The following is a 21,421-nucleotide window of genomic DNA, read 5'->3' on the forward strand; positions in this document are numbered from 1 at the left end:
CATCGGAATGGCGACGCGATCAGCGCTGATCAACGTGATGGCCAAGGCCGCCGACAAGGCGGCCCGCGGCCTCGTGCGCGACTTCGGCGAGGTCGAGCAGCTCCAGGTCTCGCGCAAGGGGCCGGCCGATTTCGTCTCGGCCGCCGACCGCAAGGCGGAGGATATCCTGCGGGCCGAGCTTCAGCGCGCGCGGCCCGACTTCGGCTTTCTCATGGAGGAGTCCGGCGAGACGCAGGGCCGTGACGGGCATCGCTGGATCGTCGACCCCCTCGACGGCACCACGAACTTCCTGCACGGCCTGCCGCACTGGTCGATCTCCATCGCCGCCGAGAAGGACGGCGAGGTGCTCGCCGGCGTCGTCTACGACCCGATCCGGGACGAGCTGTTCTGGGCGGAGAAGGGCGGCGGCGCCTTCGTGAACCACACCCGCCTGCGCGTCTCCGGGCGCCGGAAGCTCGAGGACGCGGTGATCGCGACCGGGACCCCCTTCAAGGGCAGGGGTGATTCGCCGGCCTTCCTGGCGCAGCTCGGGGCGATCATGCCCGAGGTCGCCGGCATCCGCCGATTCGGCTCGGCGGCGCTGGACCTCGCCTATGTGGCGGCCGGCCGGTACGACGGGTTCTGGGAGACGGGGCTTGCGCCCTGGGACATGGCCGCCGGCATGCTGATCGTGTCCGAGGCCGGGGGATTCGTGACCGAGATCAACGGCGCCCGCGACCCGCTGGGCACGGGCAGCGTCCTGGCCGCCAACGACCAGATGCACCTGCAGTTGCTCCGCCTGCTGAAGAGCGCGGCAAAACCCCGGGTTGCGCCCCGGCCGCAGGCCCCCTCGGCCGGCTGATGAAGGCACCCCGTCCGGGCGGCGAAGGCTCCGCCCGTACGGGTTGTTCCCGGAGTGCCGCTTCCGATATGGTGGGTCCGGCCCAGCGCCGGGCCGCGACCTTTGCCGGAGGCACGGCCGACACCATGCGGCGCCGCATCGAACGAGACCGCCACACGCGCCGCGACCGATCGGCTGCGGCGATGCTTGCCCTGACGGTCCTTATTTGCGCGGGGATGCTATCGTCCCCTGCCGCCGCCCAGGACGCGGCCGCGCAGCAGAGCTCCCCCTCGGCGGAGCCAGTTCCCCTGCCTTCCCGCAAGCCCGCCGCGCCCGCCGCACCGGGCAGCCAGCCGCCGCAGGCGCTGCCGGTCCCCGAGCGTACCCCACTTCCCTCGCCGGCCGTTCCGGCTCCGCGGGCCGTGCGGCCCGCGCCGCCGCTGGATGCCGGCCGCGCACCCGCGCAGCCCGACCTTGCGATCCCGATCCCGCCGCCGGGCGCCCTCGATCCTTCGGCACGACCCGGCGGGGCGGTCCCCGCACCGCCCGGGACAGGCCATACGGCGATGCCCGCGCCTCCGCCCACCGTCGGCGGCGTGCCCCCCCTGCCCTCCGCCGCGCGGCCGACCGCCGCCCCGCCGCCCGACCGCGGGCCCGGCCGTCCCGTCGCGATCCCGCCGGGGCGCGAGTTCCGCCTGCTCTTCCAGGGCGGGTCAGAAGCGCTGGAGCCGGCGGACCACGAACTCCTGACGGGTCTGGCCGCGCGCCTCGCGGCGGAACCAGATGCCCGCCTGCGGCTCACCGCCTATGCCGGCGCCGCCCGGCCCGAGGACCGTGACGCGCGGCGGCTCTCGCTGTCCCGGGCCGTCGCGGTGCGTGACTATCTGATGAGCCAGGGCATCCGCGGAACGCGCATCGACGTGCGCGCCATGGGCGCCCGCACAGAGGGCGGCCCTCCCGACCGCGTCGATCTCGTAGTGGTGAACTGATGACGCTCTCCACCCGGACCCAGGCCACCCTTCACCGGACGGATGCCGTGCCCGCGGCGCCCATGCCGGATCCCCGCCGGTATCTCGCCCGCATGGGACTGTTCCTGCTGATCGTGATCGGCATCGCCGGGGCGCTCTTCCCGACGATCTCCACGGCCTTCATGGTCAATCCCGGGCTGAACGGCGTGATCCTGGCCGTGCTGCTGCTCGGCATCGTCTACACCTTCCGCCTGGTTCTGATCCTGCGGCCCGAGGTCGACTGGATCGAGCGCGTGCGCGAGGGCGGTCCGGCCGCAGGAAGGGCAGCCCCCGAGCCGGCGCTGCTGGCGCCGCTGGCCCGGATGCTGGGAGACCGCCATGCACGGCTGTCGATCTCTGCGATCTCGATGCGCTCGGTCCTGGACGGCATCAGCGCCCGGCTGGACGAGGGACGCGAGCTGTCGCGCTATCTGACCGGTCTTCTCATCTTCCTGGGACTGCTCGGCACCTTCTGGGGCCTGATCAACACCATCGGCTCGGTCGCGAGCGTGATCGGCGGGCTGAACCTCCAGGGCACCGGCGACATGGGCGAGATGTTCGGCCAGCTCCAGCAGGGGCTGTCGGCACCGCTCGCCGGCATGGGGACGGCCTTCAGCGCATCGCTCTTCGGCCTCGCAGGGTCGCTGGTGGTCGGCTTCCTCGATCTCCAGGCTGGCCTCGCCATGAGCCGGTTCTACACCGCGCTCGAGGACTGGCTTGCCGGGCAGGCCCGGCTGTCCAGCGGCATCGTGGGCACCGAAGGCGAGGCGCCGGTGCCGGCCTATCTTCAGGCGCTTCTGGAGCAGACCGCCGACAATCTCGACATCCTGCAGCGCACCGTGGCGCAGAGCGAGGAAGGACGCCGCCACAGCAACGCAAACCTGATGGCCCTGACCGAAAAGCTCTCGGCCCTGACCGACCAGATGCGCACGGAGCAGACGCTGATGCTCCGGCTGGCCGAGAGCCAGGTGGAGCTGCGCCCGCTTCTGCAGCGGCTGTCGGACGTGCTGGGCGCCGGCCACAGCTTCGGCATGGACGAGGCGACGCGCCAGCACATCCGAAACCTGGACGTCTACGCGTCCCGCATCCTGGAGGAGGCGACGGCCGGCCGCGCCCAGGCGACGCACGAGATCCGCAGCGAGATCAAGCTGCTGGCCCGCACCATCGCGGCCCTGGCCGAGGAGCCGCCGCGATGACGGCCGGGGAGGACTGAGCGATGGCTGGCAGCATCGGAAGGCGCGGCGTCGCGCGGGCCGACGCCTGGCCGGTCTGGGTCGACGCCCTGTCGAACCTGCTGATCGTCGTCATCTTCGTGCTGATGGTCTTCGTGGTGGCCCAGGCCTACCTGTCGACGAGCCTGAACGGCCGCGACCAGGCACTGACGCGCCTGAACCGGCAGCTCGCCGAGCTCGGCGAGCTGCTGGCCATGGAGCGCGAGGCCAATGCGGACCTGCGCACGAATATCGGGCAGCTCTCGGTCGAGCTGCAGTCCTCGACGCTGGAGCGCGACCGGCTGGTCACCAGCCTCGCCGAGGCGCGGGCACAGCGCGATACGCTGGAGGCGCGCCTCGGCGCGCTCACCGGGCGCGCCGACCGCAACGCGGGCGACCTGGCCCAGGTGTCCCAGCAGCTCGAGGACGCCTACAGGGTGATCGAGGCGGACCGCGGCAAGATCGAGATGCAGCTCCGCCAGATCGCGGGGCTCGAAGCCGACATCCGCCAGCTCCGCGAGGTGCGCCAGCAGCTCGAGGGCCAAGTGGCGGCACTGACGACACTGGCGGATCAGAACCGCACGGCGCGCGAACAGGCCGAGCAGGCGCAGGCCCGGACGGGCGAGGACCTGCGCCTCACGCGCGAGGACCGCGACCGCCTCCTTGCCGAGCTCGGGGCGCTTCGGGACCGCAGCAGGAGCCTGGAGGCCCAGGTCGCGAGCGAGGCCGAGCGCACCATGCTGGCCCAGCGCGAGGTGGAGACGCGCGAGACGCGCATCGGCGCGCTGGAGGACGAGCTCGGCGCATCGCGGACGGCGAACGAGCAGGCGCGCCAGCAGGTCGACCTGCTGAACCGCCAGATCGCCGAGCTGCGCAACCAGCTCGCGGCGATCAACGCGGTCCTGGGCGCTTCGGAGGCCCGGACCCGCGACCAGCAGACGCAGATCGCCGATCTCGGCCGCCGCCTGAACGTGGCGCTCGCCAGCAAGGTCGAGGAGCTGAACCGCTACCGCTCGGAGTTCTTTGGCCGCCTGCGCGAGGCACTGGGCGCCCGTCCGGACATCCGCATCGTCGGCGACCGCTTCGTCTTCCAGTCGGAGGTGCTGTTCAACAGCGGCTCGGCTATGCTGGAGGACCGCGGCCGCGACGAGCTCGCGAAGCTGGCCCAGACTCTGCTGGAGATCGCCGGGACCATCCCGCCGGACGTGAACTGGGTGCTGCGCGTCGACGGCCACACGGATCTGAGGCCCATCAACACCCCGCAGTTCCCGTCGAACTGGGAGCTGTCGACCGCGCGCGCCATCGCCGTCGTGAACGCCCTGCGCGAGCAGGGGATCCCGCCGGAGCGGCTGGCGGCGGCGGGCTTCGCGGAGTTCCAGCCGCTGGAGGCCGGCAACACCGAGACGGCCTTCGCGCGCAACCGCCGGATCGAGATCAAGTTCGACCAGCGCTGAAGCCAGCGCCCGGGTTCAGACCAGCAGGTCGAGATAGGTGCCACGCCGATAGCCGCGCGGCAAGGTCAGCACGCCGTCGATCAGCAGGCTTGCGATCTGGCGCAGCGACGGGATCCGCTGGCCGCGCGGCGCAGGACCGCCCGCCAGGGGCTCGGCCGCGCCGCCGGGCGCGGCGGGCCGCCCGCGGCCGATGTCGGGGCGGACAGGCGTATTGCCGGAACGTCCGATGCGGGTGCCGTTGTCCACGATTGCGCGTCCTCGTTCCTGGGTCGGCGTTGGATGCCGGCGCCAAGCGCGCGGCTAGAGGGTCGCCCGGCGCGGCCCCGGCTCCACCATAGCAGAAGTCCCGGCGCGATCGAACTGCAGGGCCGCCAGGCGCCCATAAAGGCCACCGGCCCTCACGAGTTCGTCATGGGTGCCTGTTGCGACGATCCGGCCGCCCTCCATGACGGCGATGCGGTCGGCGTTCAGGATGGTCGCCAGGCGATGTGCGATGATCAGCGTGGTGCGCTCGCGCATCAGGCGCTCCAGCGCGTCCTGCACCAGGCGCTCGCTCTCGGCGTCGAGGGCGGAGGTCGCCTCGTCCAGAAGCAGGACGCGGGGATCGTTCAGGATTGCCCGCGCGATGGCGATCCTCTGGCGCTGCCCGCCGGAAAGACGAACGCCCTTCTCGCCGAGATAAGTGTCGAGCCCCTGGGGCAGCGCCTCCAGGAAGGCCAGCGCGTTGGCGGATTCGGCGGCCCGGCGCACCTCGGCGTCGCTGGCCGCGGGACGGCCGTAGCGGATGTTCTCCCGCGCGCTGGCCGAGAAGATCATGGGATCCTGCGGAACGAGGCCGAGCCGCGCACGCACGGCCAGCGGATCGGCCCGGCGCAGGTCCACGCCGTCCAGCAGGACGCGTCCCGCCTGCGGGTCGTAGAAGCGCAGCAGAAGCTGGAAGACCGTGGTCTTGCCGGCGCCCGAGGGCCCGACCAGCGCCACCGTCTCGCCGGGGCGGACGTCCAGCGAGAATCCCTCCAGCGCCGCATCGCCGGGGCGCGAGGGGTAGTGGAAGCGCACGTCCTCGAACGCCACGGCACCCAGCGGCGGCTCCGGCAGCGGCTGCGCCGCCGCCGGTGCGGTGATTTCGGGATTGGTGTCCAGCAGCTCGAACAGGCGCTCGGTGGCGCCCGAGGCACGCTGGAGATCGCCCATCACCTCGCTGATGGCGCCGAAGGACCCGGCGACCACGACGCTGTAGAAGACGAAGGCCGAGAGGTCCCCCGCGCTGATGCGCCCGGCCAGCACGTCGTGCCCGCCGATCCACAGGATGACGCCGATCGCGCCAAAGACCAGGACGATCACCGCGACGGTCAGCCAGGCCCGGGCGCGGATCCGGCGCACGGCGACGGCGAAGGCGGCCTCGGCGCGCCCGGCGAAGCGCTCTCGCTCCCGCGCCTCCTGGACATAGGCCTGGACGGTCCGGATCGCCCCCAGCGTCTCGTCGATATGCACGCCGACATCGGCGATGCGGTCCTGGCTCTCGCGCGAGAGCGCGCGCACCTTCCGCCCGAAGACAACGATGGGCAGGACGACCAGCGGGACCACCAGCAGGACCAGGCCCGTCAGCTTGGGCGAGGTCAGCATCAGCATCACGACGCCGCCCATCAGCAGAAGGAGGTTGCGCAGCGCGACGGACACGGTGGAGCCGACGACGGACTGCAGCAGCGTTGTGTCGGCGGTCAGGCGCGACAGCACCTCGGCGGTGCGGGTCGTCTCGAAGAAGGACGGACTCAGCCGGACCACATGGTCGAAGATGGCGCGGCGGATGTCGGCCACCACCCGCTCGCCCAGCCAGGAGACGAGATAGAAGCGGCCGAAGGTCGCCCCGGCCATCAGCACGATCACCGCCAGCAGGCCCAGAAGCGCGCGGTCAAGGAAGCCCGGATCGCCTGCGGCGAGGCCCCGGTCGACCAGCACGCGCAGCCCCGACCCCACGCCGAGCACGGTGCCGGCAGCCACCACCAGCGAGGCCGAGGCCCCCGCGACCGCCAGGCCGTAGGGCCTGAGGAACGGCAGCAGCCGGCGCAGCGGAGAGAGATCGCGGCGCGCAGGCGGCGTGCCCGTCGCCGGGCCGGGCAGATCGCGGGAGGGCTCGCGGAACACCAAGGTGCTAGCCTTTCCTGAACGTTAAGCCCCAAGGGACCCCGCGGTATAGCAAGCGGGGGCCGATGCGCCAAGGAAAGGCCGCCCGTCCGGCCGTCCCCGCGCCCGCCGCCACGGCGGGATTTCGCGGATACGCCCTTGCCTCGCCCCCACCCGTCCTGTATAAGGCCGGCTCGTTTTTCGGGAGCCCAGGGCATGAAGCAGGATATCCATCCGGACTATCACGAGATCAACGTCGTCATGACCGACGGATCCTCGTTCAAGACCCGGACGACCTGGGGCAAGGCCGGCGACACGCTCCGCCTGGACATCGATCCCAAGTCGCATCCGGCATGGACCGGCGTGCAGAAGCTGCTGGACACCGGCGGCCAGATCGCCAAGTTCAACAAGCGCTACGCCGGTTTCGGCCTGAAGAAGTAAGGCACGGCGTCCGCAACGCATCGAGGCGCCCGGCCTTCGGCCGGGCGCCTCTTCCTTTTCCGGGGGATGTCCCGGCCGCCGGCGCGCGGTGCGGCGCTATGCCACAGCGCGGCGGACCTGCTCGTCCAGCCGAGCGACGCGCATGTAGAGCTTGTGGCTGCGCTCGAGCAGGCTGCGCAGTCCGGCGGGAAGCTGCTCGTTGTCCGGGCCGGACTCGTCGCTGCAGACGGCGCCACCCGCCAGCGCGTATTCCTCCGTCGCAACCTGCTCCATCGTCAGTTCTCCGGCATGCACCGCCTTCTGGGCAAGCAGCCACGCCATCACCTGCGTGAGGCGACTGGTGACCCGGAGTGATTCGTAGCTGACCTGCAGCCGCACGCCGGGCGGCAGGCCGCGCTGGTCGGCCGCCTCCTGATAGGCGATGTAGTTCCTCGCCTCCACGAGCAGCGCCATGGCGTCGTCATAGGTGCGGTTGAAGAAGGTCGACGCTTCCACCAGCCATACCCCTCCGGTCGGGCCCGCCTAACACGGACATGGTCGTCACGGCGAACTTAACAAGGCGTTCAGCGCGCCCGCACCCGTGCAAAGGCTGCCCGCGCAGCCGCCGGCGGATCAACCCGCCCGTCACGAATCCGACCTCTTGAACCCCCGATTGGCGCGCCTATATCCAGGAGCGTCGGCGGATGCCCAATCGGGGCCGCCGATCCCATGCCGAAGGGTGCGACCGTAAAGGTGCCCCGGATGGCGATATCGCTCTCAGGAGGATATGATCCCATGCGTAGCTATGATCTTTCGCCGCTGTTCCGCTCGACCATCGGCTTCGACCGCATGACGCGCCTGCTTGAGACGGCGCTCAAGGCGGACGATTCCACCGTCTCCTATCCTCCCTACAACATCGAGAAGACCGGCGAGGACGCCTACCGCATCACCATGGCGGTTGCGGGCTTCGGCGCCGAGGATCTCGAGATCACCAGCCAGGAGAACACCCTGGTGATCGCGGGCCGGAACAAGAAGGAGACGGAGCAGGGCCAGTTCCTGTACCGCGGCATCGCGGGCCGGGCCTTCGAGCGCCGCTTCCAGCTTGCCGACCACATCAAGGTGCTGGGCGCGCATCTGGAGAACGGCCTCCTCCATGTGGAGCTCGTGCGCGAGATCCCGGAGACGCTGAAGCCCCGCAGCATCCGCATTGAGACCGCTGCCGGCACGCCCCAGGCGATCGAGCAGAAGGCCGCCTGACCGCAGGTCAGGTCCTTCCAGCGAAGAGCGGCGCCCCGCGCGAGCGGGGCGCCTTTTTCGTCTGCGCGGAGCCGCGTGGCCGACCTTCGCTTTCCGGGGGTTGACCCGGCTGCGGTCTTCTTCTTTTCTGCGGGGCAGACGAACAAGACAAGCACCGGGAGGAACCGCCTTGCCGCTTGACTGGAACGGTCTCTTTGCGCCGCGCATGGCCGGCGTGACGGCCTCCGAGATCCGCGAGCTGCTGAAGCTGATCGACCAGCCTGACGTCATTTCCTTCGCGGGCGGCATTCCGGACCCTGATCTTTTCCCGCGCGATGCGATCCTGCGTGCCCACGAGCGGGTCCTCCAGTCCAACAGCCTTGCCGCGACGGCCCTCCAGTACACGATCTCCGAGGGGTACACGCCGCTCCGCGACTGGATCGCAGGCCGCTGCGCCATGGCCCGCGACGAGATCCTGGTCACCAACGGCTCCCAGCAGGGCCTCGACTTCCTGGGCAAGCTCCTGATCTCGCCCGGCGACAAGGTCGTGGTGACGGCACCGACCTATCTGGGCGCGCTCCAGGCCTTCTCGCCGTACCAGCCCCAGTACATCCCGGTTCCGACCGATGCCGACGGCATCCTGCCCGACGAATTGGAGGTCGCGCTGGCCCAGCGGCCCAGGTTCCTCTACCTGGTCCCGGACTTCGCGAATCCGAACGGCGTCACCCTGTCGCTGGAGCGCCGCCGCCAGGTGGTGGCGCTGTGCCGCCGCTTCGGCGTGCCGCTGATCGAGGACGCGGCCTATTCGGCGCTGCGCTACGACGGCGAGCCGCTGCCGACCCTCCTGGCGATCGACCTGGAGGCGGGCCAGGAGGGGCGCGTCGTAATCCATGCCGGCACCTTCTCGAAGACCGTCGTCCCGGCGCTGCGCGTGGGGTGGCTGGCCGGCCCGGCCCCGGTTATCCAGAAGCTGGTGCTGGTCAAGCAGGCGGCCGACCTGCATGTCGGCACGCTGAACCAGATGGTCATGCACGCGGTCGTCGAGGAAATCTACGACAGCCACGTCGCCGTGCTGCGCGGCGCTTATCACCGCCGACGCGACGCCATGCTGGCGGCGCTCCAGGAGACCATGCCGGAGGGCGTCACGTGGACGCGTCCGGCGGGTGGCATGTTCGTCTGGCTGAACCTGCCGGCGGGCATCGACGGCGCCCGAATGCTGGAGCGGTCCGTCGCCGAGGAGCGTGTCGCCTTCGTGCCCGGAGCGGCCTTCTTCCCCGACCGTTCCGGCAAGGCCACCTGCCGGCTGAGCTTCACCACGAACCGCCCCGAGCGGATCCGCGAGGGTGTCGGCCGGCTGGCAGCCCTGATGGGCCGCATGGCCGAGGCTCCCGCGGCCTGAACGCGCGGACGGGCGCCGCTCCGGCACTGGGGAGCCGGGGCGGCGCCACGAACCTGCCCTGCACTACAGCCGCTTGATCAGGCTCGACGTGTCCCAGCGCCCTCCGCCCATGCGCTGCACGTCGCCATAGAACTGCTCCACCAGCGCGGTCACCGGCAGTGCGGCGCCGTTGCGCCGCCCCTCGGACAGCACGAGGCCGAGATCCTTGCGCATCCAGTCGACGGCGAAGCCGAAGTCGAAGCGCCCCTCCGCCATGGTGCGGCCCCGGTTGTCCATCTGCCAGCTCTGAGCCGCGCCCTTCCCGATCACGTCGAGCACGCGGTTGGCGTCCAGCCCCGCCTTCATGGCGAAGGCGAGCCCCTCCGACAGTCCCTGGACAAGCCCCGCGATGCAGATCTGGTTCACCATCTTCGTGAGCTGGCCGTATCCCGCCGGTCCCATCAGCGTGACGGCCTTGCCATAGCAGCGCATGGCGGGCTCGGCCCTGGCGAAGGCCTCCTCGGCACCCCCGACCATGATGGTGAGCTGCCCGTTCTCGGCACCGGCCTGCCCGCCGGAGACCGGGGCATCGAGGCTCAGCAGCCCACGCGCCCGTGCCTCAGCGTCGAGTTCGCGCGCGACCTCGGCCGAAGCGGTGGTGTGGTCCGCGAAGATGGCGCCCGGACGCATGGCGGCGAAGCAGCCGCCGTCTCCGAGGGTCACCGCGCGCACGTCGTTGTCGGCACCGACGCAGGCGAAGACGATGTCGGCCCCGTCCGCTGCCTCGGCCGGGCTTGCAGCGGCCCGGCCGCCGAAGCGCCCGGCCCAGGCCTCGGCCTTGGCCTGCGTGCGGTTGTAGACCGCGACCTGGTGTCCCTTGGAGGCCAGGTGCCCGGCCATCGGAAAGCCCATCACGCCGAGGCCCAGAAAGGCCAGTTTCATCGGCTGGTCGGTCATCGCCATTGCGCTCCTTGGTTCAGGTGGTGCTCGCGTTCGGAAACCAGCGGGCAAGCGCGTCCGACAAGCGGTCCGCCGCCTCCAGCATCATCATGTGCCCGATCCCGTCGAGCTCGAGCATCGCCGCGCAGAGCGCGGCGGCAGGCCGCCGGCCGGCCTCAGGCGGCGCCATCCGGTCGGCGCCGCCAATGCGGCCGAGGGATTCTCGATTTGCGCCGACCACGGGCGGTGGTCGATGCCCGCGCCATGGACGAGCATGAGCCCCGGCACTGGCCCGCGGGCCGCGCCGGCATGGCCCCTCCGTCCATCCAGCAGGACCTCCATGGCACCTCCCCGGCCACGGTGCTCCGCGGCCCGGGTCCCCCCCAAATGCGGAGGGCCGCACGATGGCGGCCCTCCTCTTTGCCTCGCCTGCTCAACTCGAGCCGGTCATTTGCGCCAACCCTAGTGCGCCCCGGGCGCCGCAGTCAAGGCGGTGCGCTACCTGCCGCCACACGCCCCGCGGGTGCGGCGCGATCTCGCCGGCACGCCCTAGTAGGAGGTAAGACCGCTGCCCCCGATCCCCGTGCCGCTTCCGGAGCCGATCCCGTCCTCGACCTCCAGCGTCGTCGGCGAGGAATCCACTGGCCGGCCGGAATAGCCCGTCGGGTTGCGCCGGCTCGGCTGCATCTTCAGCGGACTCTCGGCGCCGACGGAGACGGGCTCGAGCGTGGTGCTCGCCCTCCGCTGGTCATCCGCGCAACCCGCCAGGACGGCGACTGCGATGGTCATGGCGAGCGGGGCGAGGACTGCGTTCTTCATCTTCGGATCTCCTTCGGGACGATCAGCGTCCCCTGCTCCGGGAAGAACAAGCATCCGCGCCCCGTGTGCCTCCTAGTCTGTCACGCGGCCCCATCACGCCGTCTGCTCGACCTTCGCATAGCCGAGCCGGCGCAGCGCCTCGGCGATCTCGGCAAGGATCGCGGGATCGTCGATCGTGGCGGGCATCCTGTAGGTCTCGCTGTCGGCGATCTTCTGCATGGTGCCGCGCAGGATCTTGCCCGAGCGCGTCTTCGGAAGCCGTTCGACCACGACGGCCTGCTTGAAGGCCGCGACGGGTCCGATCTGGTCTCGGACGAGCTGGACGACCTCCTTCACGATTTCCTCGTGCGGGCGGGTGATCCCGGCCTTGAGCACCATGAGGCCGAGCGGGAGCTGGCCCTTGAGGTCGTCGGCGACGCCGATCACCGCGCATTCGGCAACGGCCGGGTGCGACGCCAGTATCTCCTCCATGGCGCCCGTCGACAGGCGGTGGCCGGCCACGTTGATGATGTCGTCGGTGCGGGCCATGATGTGGACGTAGCCGTCCTCGTCGATGAACCCGGCATCGCCGGTCTGGTAGTAGCCGGGATAGTCCGTCAGGTAGGACTTCACGTAGCGCTCGCGGGCGTTCCACAGCGTCTGCAATGCGCCCGGGGGCAGCGGCAGCCTGCACACGATGGCCCCGATGTCGCCGGCCGCGACCTCATGGTTCGACACGTCCAGGCACCGCACGTCCCAGCCCGGCATCGGCTTGGTCGCCGAGCCGTGCTTGACCGGCAGAAGCTCGACCCCGAGTGGGTTGCCAGCGATGCACCACCCGGTTTCGGTCTGCCACCAGTGGTCGATCACGGGGACGCCGAGCTTCTCCTCGGCCCAGCGCAGCGTGTCCGGGTCCGAGCGCTCGCCGGCCAGGAACAGCGCCCGGAAGCCCGAGAGATCGCGTTCGCGGATCATCCGGCCCTCGGGATCCTCGCGCTTGATGGCGCGGAAAGCCGTCGGGGCCGTGAACAAGGTGCGCACGCCGTGCTGGGCAATCACGCGCCAGAACGCTCCGGCATCGGGCGTGCCTACCGGCTTGCCCTCGTAGACCAGGCTCGTGCAGCCGTGCATCAGCGGCGCGTAGACGATGTAGGAATGCCCGACGACCCAGCCGACATCCGAGGCTGTCCAGAAGACCTCGCCCGGCTGCACGCCGTAGAGATGCGCCATGGACCAGGTCAGCGCCACGGCATGGCCGCCATTGTCGCGCACGATGCCCTTCGGCTGACCGGTCGTGCCGGATGTGTAGAGGATGTAGAGCGGATCGGTCGCCGCGACGGGAACGCATTCGGCCGGGCTCGCACCCGCGACCAGTCCGGCCCAGTCGTGGTCCCGGCCCGGCGTCAGCGCCGCCGTGGCCTGCGGCCGCTGGAGGACGACACAGGCCTCGGGCTTGTGAGCAGCCTGCTCGATGGCGGAATCGAGCATGGGCTTGTAAGCGATCACGCGGCTGCCCTCGATGCCGCAGGACGCGGAGACGATGACGCGCGGCTTGGCGTCCTCGATGCGCGTCGCGAGCTCGTGCGGGGCGAAGCCGCCGAAGACCACCGAATGCACGGCGCCCAGCCGCGCGCAGGCGAGCATGGCGACCACCGCCTCGGGCACCATCGGCATGTAGATGATCACCCTGTCGCCCTTCGCGACCCCGAGCCCGCGCAGCGCGCCGGCAAAGCGCGAGACCTGGTCCAGCAGCTCGGCATAGGTCAGGGTGCGGACAGTGCCCGTGACCGGGCTGTCGTGGATGATCGCGGCCTGCCCGCCCCGACCGCGCTCGACATGGCGGTCGACCGCGTTGTAGCACGTGTTCAGCACGCCGCCCGAGAACCAGCGGTAGAAGGGCGCGTCCGAGCGGTCGAGGACGACGTCCCAGCGTCGGATCCAATCCACTTTCTCCGCCGCCTCCGCCCAGAATCCGTCGGGATCGCGCAGCGAGCGCGCGTGCAACTCGTCGTATCGGCCGGTCATTGCAGAGCCTTCTCTTTGCCTTGGCGTTTCTCCCTGCGGCCGGCGGGCCGGCCGCATCCGGATTTTGCGGGATCGCGGGCTTCCAGGAAAATACGCAATGCCCCGCATACCCCTGCCGGCGAGCCCTGCCGGCGAGCCCTGTGATCGCCGCTGGCGCATTCCGCGCCATTTGTCCACGAATGCGGCGTCATTCGCCCGAAGGCCGGCTGCCCGCACTGCCGCGTGGCGACCTCGCTCGTCGCTCACGCAACTTGCCAGGCCACACGGGCCAAGCCGTTGCCGCCGAGCCCGTCCTGCGCGGCGACCGGATGCTCGGCATGGCACGGGCTTTGCGTCGGCGCCGGCATGGCGGGACCGGCATATGCAGGGGTGCGGCTTCTCGACGATGCGGACACCTCGGCTGCCGAGGCGGTCCGACTTGCGCACCGGTATCGCGACATGTTCGAGAGCGCGGTCTGGGGCATCTTCCAGACCACACCGGAGGGGCACTATCTCGCCGCGAACCCCGCCCTCGCGCGGATCTACGGCTACGAGAACACGGCCGACCTGCTGAGCGCCCTGACGGATATCGGGCGCCAGCTCTACGTCGATCCGAACCGCAGGGGCGAGTTCGTCCGCAGGATGCACGAGGAGGGCGCGATCTCGGGCTTCGAGTCCGAGATCTTCCGCCGCGACGGCAGCCAGATCTGGATATCGGAGAGCTGCCGCGAGGTCCGCACGCCCGAGGGCCGCCTGCTCTACTACGAGGGCACGGTCGAGGACATCACCCGGCGCAAGCTCGCGGAGGAGCAGCTCCTGGCGGCCAAGCAGAAGGCCGAGGACGCCAGCCGCGCCAAGACCCGGTTCCTCGCCACCGTCAGCCACGAGCTGAAGACGCCCCTGAACGCGGTCATCGGCTTCGCCGAGCTGCTGAACGTCGATCTCAGCCAGGACCCGCGGCTTGCCCGCCACGCGGACTACGCCCGCGACGTGCTCAGCGCCGGGCGTCATCTGCTGATGCTGGTGGACGCGTTGCTGGACGTCTCGCGCATCGAGACCGGCACCTACGCGCTCGAGATGGAGAACGTCGCCTTCCACCCCGTGGCCGAGGCGTGCCTTCACGAGCTCGCGCCGATCGCCCGACAGACCGGCGTCACCCTGACCTCCGAGCTGGCCCCGGACCTGCCGCGGATCCTAGCCGATCGCCGGGCGGTGCGCCGCATCCTCTCCAACCTGCTGTCCAACGGGCTCCGCTTCACCCAGCGCGGCGGCCGCGTCACGCTGAAGGCGTCGCTGCGGCCGGAAGGCTTCTCGATCACGGTGGTCGACACGGGGATCGGCATGGACGCCGCCGCAATCCCGGTAGCCTTGCAGCCCTTCGGCCAAGCCGACGCCGATCTGAGCCGCCGGCACGGCGGCCTCGGGCTTGGCCTGCCGCTGGCCCGTTCGCTCGCCGAGCTTCACGGCGGCAGCCTCGACGTGACGAGCCGGCCGGGCGGCGGCACCAGCGTCACCGTGCTGCTGCCGAGCGAACGCGTCCTCGCCTGACCGCGGCCTGCATCGCCTGTCCCGGCGCCTTTCACGAATTCTTGCGCGAAAGGCGGAAGCATACAACAATGCATGTCGCCTGATAGCCGATTAACAACATATATGTTTTGTTATTCTGCATGTTCGATGCCCCGGCCCAGGCAGGACTCCCGCTCGGAGGTGCAATGCCCGATACCGGCCTGCCCCACGCTCCGCCCGTCCCTCCGCCTGGGCGGGAGCTCGACGAGACGGACCGCCGCATCCTGCGCCTGCTGCAGGACGACGCCACGCTTTCGATTGCCGAGATCGCCGATCGCGTCGGGCTGTCGCAGTCACCGTGCTGGAAGCGGATTCAGCGCCTCGAGGCGACCGGGGTCATCATGCGCCGCGTTGCGCTGGTCGCGCCGGAGAGGGTCGGGCTGGGCCTGACCGTGTATGTGGCCGTCGAAACGGCGGACCACTCCGCCCAGTGGCTCGCGGATTTCACCGAGCGCATCTCGGCCCTGCCGGAGGTCGTCGAGTTGCACCGCATGGCCGGCGACGTCGACTATCTGCTGCGCGTGGTCGTCGCCGACATGGCGGCCTATGACGCCTTCTACCGCCGGCTGATTGATGGCCTCGCGCTGAAGAAGGTGACCTCGCGCTTCGTGATGGAACGGCTGAAAGCGACGACCGCGCTGCCGATCCCGTAAGGCGCGGCAGAGAGAGAGAAGGAATCCGCTGCCGTGTCCCGTGCGTCGAGGAGAAACTTCCACGCGCGGCCCGAACAAAAAAATCCTGTTTGGCTTCCCAAGGACAATTTCCAAGGTCAGGATCAACGGCATCGGAAGTCTCCGCCCGGTCGCCTCGGGAAAGCCCCGACCGGATGGACATGGAGGATCGCCGTGATCGACTGTACTTGCCGGGACCTGGCCTGACCGGTCCCCAAATGCCGGGACCCTGCCTCGCCTAGGCCCCCGGCACGGCGGCATAGCCCCTTGAAATCCAGAGAAGCCGATCGAACCGCAGCGGGCGCCGCGCGGCTTCGCACCCCCATGCCCGACGGAAGGACCATCATGCCCAACCGGCGCACGATCCTGACCGCGGCGGCCTTCGCCGCGGCGTTCCTCCCCCTCCTCCAGGGACCCGCCCTCGGCGCGCCCAAGGAAATCCGCATCGGATACCAGAAGAACGGCCTGCTGCTGATCGCCAAGCAGCGCGGGCTCTTCGAGAAGCGCTTCGCGGACCAGGGGATCACAATCCGATGGGCCGAATTCTCCTTCGGCCCGCCGCTGCTCGAGGCGCTGGGGACCGGCAGCATCGACTACGGCACCACCGGCGACAGCCCGCCGATCTTCGCGCAGGCGGCCGGCGCGAACCTGCTTTACGTGGCGGCCCAGCCGGCCGCCGGGTCGGGGTCTGCGATCCTGCTGCCGAAAGGCTCGACGATCCGCAGCCTGGCCGACCTCAAGGGCAAGCGCGTCGGCTTCGCCAAGGGATCGAGTTCCCACAACCTGACGATCGCCGCGCTGGAGAAAGCCGACCTGACCTATTCCGACGTGACGCCGGTCTACCTGCCGCCGGCGGACGCGCGGGCGGCATTCGATCGCGGCAGCATCGACGCCTGGACGATCTGGGACCCCTACTACGCGGTCGCCGAGCAGGGGGACGGCGTCCGCATCCTTGCCACCGGCAAGGGCATCGCGCCGCAGAATTCCTATCTCCTGGCCAACAGGGACTTCACGCAGCGTAACCCCGAGACGGTGGCGGCGATCAACGAGGTCCTTGCCGAGGTCGCCCGCTGGGCCGCGGAGAATCGCGACGAGGTCGCGCGCGTGCTCGCCGAGGCGACCGGCATCGACCGGGCCATCCAGACCCGCGCGGTGGCGCGGACGGAATTCGCGGTCACCCCTGTGACGGAGGCAATCGCAGCGGAGCAGCAGTCCGTCGCCGACCGCTTCCATGCCCTCGGCCTGATCCCCCGGCCGATCGCCGTGCGGGACATCGTCTGGGCCTGGAAACCGACCTCCTGACGGTCTCCGCCGCGCCTTCCGATCCCCCGCCCCATTCACCGATCCACCGACGGGACGAGACTCCCATGACCATCTCGCGCAATCCCCTCGATCTCTTCTGGTTCATCCCCGTCTCGGGCGACGGCACCTATCTCGGCACGACCGAGGGGCACCGGCCGGCCGATATCGGGTATCTCCGCCAGATCGCCCAGGCGGCCGACCGGCTGGGTTTTGGCGGCGTCCTGATCCCCACGGGGCGCGGGTGCGACGATCCCTGGGTGACGGCCGCCGCCCTGGCCCCGGCGACCGAGCGCCTGCGCTTCCTGGTGGCGCTTCGGCCTGGCGTGGCCTCGCCGACCTATGCCGCGCGGCAGGCAGCGGCGCTCGACCGCATCAGCGGCGGCCGCTTCCTGGTGAACGTGGTGACCGGCGGGAACCCGGGCGAGCTTGCCGGCGACGGCATCTTCCTGGGCCATGACGAGCGCTATGCCCACACGGCCGAGTTCCTGTCGGTCTACCGCCGCGTCCTGGCCGGCGAGGTCGTAGACTTCGAGGGGCGGCACATTCGCGTGAAGGGTGCCGCGCTCGGCTTCCCTCCGGTCCAGAAGCCGTGGCCCCCAATCTGGTTCGGCGGCTCGTCGGACCCGGCGCTGGACGTCGCGGCCGAGCATGTGGACGTCTATCTGACCTGGGGAGAGCCCCCGGCGGAGGTCGCGGAGAAGCTCGACGCCGTGCGGCGGCGGGCGGCGCGTCATGGCCGGACGGTTCGGTTCGGGCTGCGCATCCACCTGATCGTGCGTGAGACCGAGGCCGACGCCTGGGCCGCCGCCGACCGTCTGATCTCCCGGCTGCCGGACGAGGCAGTGGCCGCGGCCCAGAGGAAGTTTGCCGAGGAATCGGATTCCGTGGGCCAGAAGCGGATGAGCCAGCTCCACGGCGGCCGGCGCGACTCCCTGGTGATCGCGCCGAATCTCTGGGCCGGCATCGGGCTCGTCCGCGGCGGAGCTGGCACGGCGCTCGTCGGCGATCCGGCGACGGTCGCGGCGCGCCTGCGCGAATACCAGGACATCGGCATCGAGACCGTGATCGCCTCGGGCTATCCGCACCTCGAGGAAGCATACACCGTGGCTGAGCTGCTGTTCCCGCATCTCGGGATCAGGGCCGGCGGCGCCCCCGTACACGAGACGCAGGTGGGCGAGTTCGGCATCAGCGGCACGGGCATCCGCGTCGCCGCCGCCTCCTAAGGACGGATCCATGACCAACGAGAGCCACGCGCTTCCGGGGCCGGGCGCCCTGGCCGGCGTGTCCGCGGCGCGCCGTCGCCTGCGGGCGCTGCCGGGAGTGGCGGCATCCGCCCCACTGCGCCAAGCGCTGGTGCCATGGCTGCTTCCGATCGCGCTGGTCGTGGCCTGGCAGGCCGCCGCCAGCCTGGGGCTCCTCCGCTCCAACGTGCTGCCGGGCCCGGCAAGCGTTCTCGCCGCCGGGTGGCGCCTGACGCTCAGCGGCGAACTCGCCGACCATATTGCGGCCAGCACCGCCCGCGCCGTCGCAGGGCTGGTGGTGGGCGGCGGCCTCGGTTTCGCCCTCGGCCTCCTGAACGGGCTTTCGCGCAGCGGCGAGCGCCTGCTCGACAGCTCCATCCAGATGGTCCGGACGATCCCCCACCTCGCCCTCGTGCCGCTGGTGATCCTCTGGTTCGGCATCGACGAAGAGGCGAAGCTGTTCCTGGTGGCGCTCGGCGTCCTCTTCCCGGTCTACGTGAACACCTTTCACGGCATCCGGACGGTGGACGCCCAACTCCTGGAGATGGCGCGCAGCTACGGCATGGGCGGGCTCGAGCTGTTCCGCCGGGTGGTGTTGCCAGGCGCGCTGCCCTCGATCCTGGTCGGGCTGCGCTACGCGCTCGGCATCATGTGGCTGACGCTGATCGTGGCCGAGACGATCGCGGCGCGCTCCGGCATCGGCTACCTCGCCATGAACGCGCGGGAGTTCATGCTGGTGGACGTCGTGATCCTGGCGATCCTCGTCTACGCGCTGCTCGGGAAGCTCGCCGACGTGGTCGTGCGCACGCTCGAGCGCCGCTTCCTGGCCTGGCATCCCGGCTTCCGGGACGCATGAGGAGACATTCATGACAGCCATCACCATCGCCAGGGACCCGATGGCCGTAGGTGAACCGACCGCACCGCGGCGGGGCGTCGGGATCGCGCTCCTGGGCGTAAGGCGGAGCTTCGGCCCGCGGGAGGTCCTTCGCGGGATCGACCTGGCCGTCGAGGCCGGCCAGTTCGTCGCCGTCGTCGGGCCCAGCGGCTGCGGGAAGAGCACGCTCCTGCGCCTGCTCAACGGGATCGACGCCCCCGACGGGGGCCGGATCGCCTTCGAGCGGCCGACCGCCGCGCGGATCATGTTCCAGGAGGCGCGCCTGCTCCCCTGGGCACGGGTCGCGGACAACGTCGCCGTCGGCCTCGGCCCGCGGCGCAAGGAGCCGGGCGCGCCTGCGCGTGTTCTCGAAGCCCTGGCCGCCGTCGGGTTGTCCGGCCGCGAGGCGGACTGGCCGGCGGCGCTCTCGGGCGGCCAGAGGCAGCGGGTCGCCCTGGCCCGCGCATTGGTCAGCGAGCCCGGCTTCCTCGCCCTGGACGAACCCTTCGGGGCACTGGACGCGCTGACCCGCATCGGGATGCAATCCCTGCTGGAGCGTGTCTGGCGGGAGCAAGGCTTCACCGCGGTCCTCGTCACCCATGACGTCTCCGAGGCGCTGGCCCTGGCAGATCGCGTCCTCCTGATCGAGGAGGGCCGGATCGCACTCGACCTGCCAGTGGACCTGCCGCGGCCGCGGCGGCGCGGCTCGGTGGCCTTGGCAGCGCTCGAGGAGCGGATTCTCCGGATCCTGCTCCGGCAGGACCGAGACCAGCCGGACTATATGATCTGAACGCCCGATGGGAGCCCATCCATGACGATCTCCCGAGCCTTCCTGCCGCTTCCGGGACAGGAATTCGACCCGCCGGCCCCCGATGCCGATCCGGCCGATTTCCGCGGCGCCCTGCGCCGGCTCGCCAGCGGGGTCAGCGTGGTCACGACGGGCTCGGGCGCCGAGCGCACCGGGCTGACCGTAACTTCGGTTGCGTCGCTGTCGGCGGAACCGCCCTGCGTCGTCTTCGGCCTGAACGTGGCGGGGTCCAGCCTTCCCGTGCTCGAGCGCTTCCGGGCCTTCGGCGTCAACGTCCTGGCCGAGCGCCACCAACCCGTGGCCGAGCGCTTTTCTGGCAGGGGCGGCATCAAGGGGCCCGAGCGGTATGCGGGGGCGGACTGGATCGCGCTGGCGACCGGCGCCTCGATCCTGGCGGATGCGCCGGCGGCGCTGGACTGCGAGCTTGAGGAGCTGATACCGCGTCATTCGCAGGCGATCGTAGTCGGCCGCGTGAAGGCGGTGCATCTGGGCTCGGCCGCCGATGCCCTTCTCTACTGGCAGGCCGGCTATGCCGGCCTCGGCGGGCGGCCATGACGGCCGCGGCGGCAAGGCGCGGCCGGGTCCCCGCGGCCGGGGAGCTGGACCCCGCGGTGGTGGCGCTCTATGCGGAGGCCGCCCGCCGAGGCGCCGCGCCGGCCGACCCGACGGCGCAGCCGCTGGCCGAAGCGCGCATGGCGGCGGAGCGGTTCCATCGGTTCCTCGATGCCGGGCCGCGGCCGGCGGTCGGGACCGAGGAGCACGTGGTCGAGGGTCCCGCCGGGCAGATCCCGATCCGGCTCTACCGGGGCTCCTTGTGGCCGGACCTGCCTGTGCTCGTCTATTTCCACGGCGGCGGTTTCGTGCTGAACAGCCTCGACACACACGACCGCCTGATGCGCACGCTGGCCCTGCGAACCGGCTTCGTGGTCTGCGGCGTCGGCTACGCCAAGGCGCCCGAACGGCGCTTCCCCCACCAGCACGGGGAGGCGCTGGCCGTGCTGCGCTGGGTCGCCGCTTCGGCGCGCGCGCTCGGCCTCGATGCCGATCGGTTCGCCGTCGGCGGGGATTCCGCGGGCGCCAACCTGGCGCTGGCGGCAGCGCTCGCCTGCCGCGCGGCGGACCTTCCGCGCATCGCCTGCGGCCTGCTGTTCTACGGGATGTTCGCGCGGGACTTCGACACGGAATCGCACCGCCGCTTCGGCGGCGGCGCCTTCGGCCTGACCAGCGCACGCATGCGCTGGTATTGGGACCAGTATCTCGGAAGCGATGCCCCGGGCGAGGCTGGCACGCCCGACCCGCGCGCGGCGCCGCTGAATGCGGACCTTCGGGGGCTGCCGCCGATGCTGCTCGTCGGAGCCGGGCTCGACTGCCTACTGGACGACACGCTGCGGCTGGCGGACCGGCTGAGGCAGGCGGGCGTGCCGCACAGGCTGGAGGTCCGGCGCGGGCTGCCGCATGGCTTCGCGACCATGGGTAGACGGGTTGCCGCCGCCGACGACGCGGTCACCGAGGCGGCGATGGCCCTGCGCGCCCAACTCGACCCTACCGTGGGCCTGACGGGGTGGTGA

22 protein-coding genes are annotated in these 21,421 nt (G+C 70.8%); 15 read left to right on the forward strand and 7 right to left on the reverse strand.

The window, feature by feature from the left end:
• Nucleotides 1-7: 7 nt before the first annotated feature.
• The 4 genes from JUB13_RS02030 (at nt 8) to JUB13_RS02045 (ending at nt 4,492) form a co-directional block, all read left to right on the forward strand.
• Nucleotides 8-841 carry an inositol monophosphatase family protein gene (locus tag JUB13_RS02030; protein ID WP_207476767.1) on the forward strand — a complete coding sequence of 278 codons (834 nt, stop codon included), beginning with the start codon at nt 8-10 and terminating at the stop codon, nt 839-841.
• A gap of 545 nt (nt 842-1,386) precedes the next feature.
• Nucleotides 1,387-1,809 (forward strand): OmpA family protein, encoded by a 423-nt coding sequence (locus JUB13_RS02035; RefSeq protein ID WP_207476769.1) that lies wholly within the window; start codon nt 1,387-1,389, stop codon nt 1,807-1,809.
• Nucleotides 1,809-3,023, forward strand: a complete 1,215-nt coding sequence (locus tag JUB13_RS02040; RefSeq protein ID WP_328702840.1) for a flagellar motor protein MotA — start codon at nt 1,809-1,811, stop codon at nt 3,021-3,023. Before JUB13_RS02035 ends, JUB13_RS02040 begins: the two co-directional genes overlap by 1 nt.
• Before the next feature lie 20 nt (nt 3,024-3,043).
• Complete coding sequence (locus JUB13_RS02045) at nt 3,044-4,492, forward strand: peptidoglycan -binding protein (RefSeq protein ID WP_207476770.1); 1,449 nt, start codon at nt 3,044-3,046, stop codon at nt 4,490-4,492.
• Nucleotides 4,493-4,507: 15 nt separating this feature from the next.
• On the opposite strand, the gene JUB13_RS02050 is transcribed toward JUB13_RS02045, so the two are convergent.
• Together JUB13_RS02050 and JUB13_RS02055 are read right to left on the reverse strand one after the other, a co-directional pair.
• A complete protein-coding gene (locus JUB13_RS02050) occupies nt 4,508-4,738 on the reverse strand; it encodes a hypothetical protein (protein WP_207476772.1) in 231 nt (76 codons plus the stop codon).
• Between the two features lie 54 nt (nt 4,739-4,792).
• The gene (locus JUB13_RS02055) at nt 4,793-6,637 is read right to left on the reverse strand and encodes an ABC transporter transmembrane domain-containing protein (protein WP_328702860.1); all 1,845 of its coding nucleotides are present in this window, start codon (nt 6,635-6,637) and stop codon (nt 4,793-4,795) included.
• A gap of 195 nt (nt 6,638-6,832) precedes the next feature.
• On the opposite strand from JUB13_RS02055, the gene rpmE reads away from it, so the two are divergent.
• The gene (rpmE, locus tag JUB13_RS02060; protein WP_207476774.1) at nt 6,833-7,057 is read left to right on the forward strand and encodes a 50S ribosomal protein L31; all 225 of its coding nucleotides are present in this window, start codon (nt 6,833-6,835) and stop codon (nt 7,055-7,057) included.
• Between the two features lie 96 nt (nt 7,058-7,153).
• Here rpmE and JUB13_RS02065 read toward each other — a convergent pair whose 3' ends face one another.
• On the reverse strand, nt 7,154-7,555 hold the full coding sequence (locus JUB13_RS02065; RefSeq protein WP_207477420.1) for a DUF1465 family protein: 402 nt from the start codon (nt 7,553-7,555) through the stop codon (nt 7,154-7,156).
• A gap of 276 nt (nt 7,556-7,831) precedes the next feature.
• Between JUB13_RS02065 and JUB13_RS02070 the strand changes: the two genes are divergently transcribed.
• Together JUB13_RS02070 and JUB13_RS02075 are read left to right on the forward strand one after the other, a co-directional pair.
• Nucleotides 7,832-8,293, forward strand: coding sequence for an Hsp20 family protein (locus JUB13_RS02070; RefSeq protein WP_207476776.1), 462 nt, complete (start codon nt 7,832-7,834; stop codon nt 8,291-8,293).
• Nucleotides 8,294-8,462: 169 nt separating this feature from the next.
• Entirely contained in the window at nt 8,463-9,671 is a 1,209-nt protein-coding gene (locus JUB13_RS02075; protein WP_207476778.1) for an aminotransferase-like domain-containing protein, read from the forward strand.
• A gap of 63 nt (nt 9,672-9,734) precedes the next feature.
• On the opposite strand, the gene JUB13_RS02080 is transcribed toward JUB13_RS02075, so the two are convergent.
• From JUB13_RS02080 to JUB13_RS02095, 4 genes are all read right to left on the reverse strand, one after another.
• Entirely contained in the window at nt 9,735-10,607 is an 873-nt protein-coding gene (locus JUB13_RS02080) for an NAD(P)-dependent oxidoreductase (RefSeq protein WP_236024656.1), read from the reverse strand.
• A 19-nt stretch (nt 10,608-10,626) separates the two neighbouring features.
• Complete coding sequence (locus JUB13_RS02085; protein WP_207476780.1) at nt 10,627-10,779, reverse strand: hypothetical protein; 153 nt, start codon at nt 10,777-10,779, stop codon at nt 10,627-10,629.
• Between the two features lie 359 nt (nt 10,780-11,138).
• The gene (locus tag JUB13_RS02090; RefSeq protein ID WP_207476782.1) at nt 11,139-11,408 is read right to left on the reverse strand and encodes a hypothetical protein; all 270 of its coding nucleotides are present in this window, start codon (nt 11,406-11,408) and stop codon (nt 11,139-11,141) included.
• A 93-nt stretch (nt 11,409-11,501) separates the two neighbouring features.
• Nucleotides 11,502-13,412, reverse strand: a complete 1,911-nt coding sequence (locus tag JUB13_RS02095) for a propionyl-CoA synthetase (RefSeq protein WP_207476783.1) — start codon at nt 13,410-13,412, stop codon at nt 11,502-11,504.
• Between the two features lie 345 nt (nt 13,413-13,757).
• Here JUB13_RS02095 and JUB13_RS02100 point away from each other — a divergent pair, with 345 nt between their 5' ends.
• The 8 genes from JUB13_RS02100 (at nt 13,758) to JUB13_RS02135 (ending at nt 21,421) form a co-directional block, all read left to right on the forward strand.
• A complete protein-coding gene (locus tag JUB13_RS02100; protein ID WP_207476785.1) occupies nt 13,758-14,939 on the forward strand; it encodes a sensor histidine kinase in 1,182 nt (393 codons plus the stop codon).
• A gap of 164 nt (nt 14,940-15,103) precedes the next feature.
• Nucleotides 15,104-15,610, forward strand: coding sequence for an Lrp/AsnC family transcriptional regulator (locus JUB13_RS02105; RefSeq protein WP_207476787.1), 507 nt, complete (start codon nt 15,104-15,106; stop codon nt 15,608-15,610).
• Between the two features lie 363 nt (nt 15,611-15,973).
• The gene (locus JUB13_RS02110; protein ID WP_207476789.1) at nt 15,974-16,930 is read left to right on the forward strand and encodes a sulfonate ABC transporter substrate-binding protein; all 957 of its coding nucleotides are present in this window, start codon (nt 15,974-15,976) and stop codon (nt 16,928-16,930) included.
• A gap of 65 nt (nt 16,931-16,995) precedes the next feature.
• Entirely contained in the window at nt 16,996-18,153 is a 1,158-nt protein-coding gene (gene ssuD, locus JUB13_RS02115) for an FMNH2-dependent alkanesulfonate monooxygenase (RefSeq protein ID WP_207476792.1), read from the forward strand.
• Between the two features lie 10 nt (nt 18,154-18,163).
• Nucleotides 18,164-19,027 (forward strand): aliphatic sulfonate ABC transporter permease SsuC, encoded by an 864-nt coding sequence (gene ssuC / locus JUB13_RS02120; RefSeq protein ID WP_207476794.1) that lies wholly within the window; start codon nt 18,164-18,166, stop codon nt 19,025-19,027.
• Between the two features lie 10 nt (nt 19,028-19,037).
• Nucleotides 19,038-19,835, forward strand: coding sequence for an ATP-binding cassette domain-containing protein (locus JUB13_RS02125; RefSeq protein WP_236024657.1), 798 nt, complete (start codon nt 19,038-19,040; stop codon nt 19,833-19,835).
• 21 nt (nt 19,836-19,856) lie between these two features.
• A complete protein-coding gene (locus tag JUB13_RS02130) occupies nt 19,857-20,408 on the forward strand; it encodes a flavin reductase family protein (RefSeq protein ID WP_207476796.1) in 552 nt (183 codons plus the stop codon).
• Nucleotides 20,405-21,421, forward strand: a complete 1,017-nt coding sequence (locus JUB13_RS02135; RefSeq protein WP_207476798.1) for an alpha/beta hydrolase fold domain-containing protein — start codon at nt 20,405-20,407, stop codon at nt 21,419-21,421. The genes JUB13_RS02130 and JUB13_RS02135 overlap by 4 nt, the downstream gene beginning before the upstream one ends.

This window comes from Arenibaculum pallidiluteum (assembly GCF_017355985.1).
GTDB lineage: Bacteria > Pseudomonadota > Alphaproteobacteria > Azospirillales > Azospirillaceae > Arenibaculum > Arenibaculum pallidiluteum.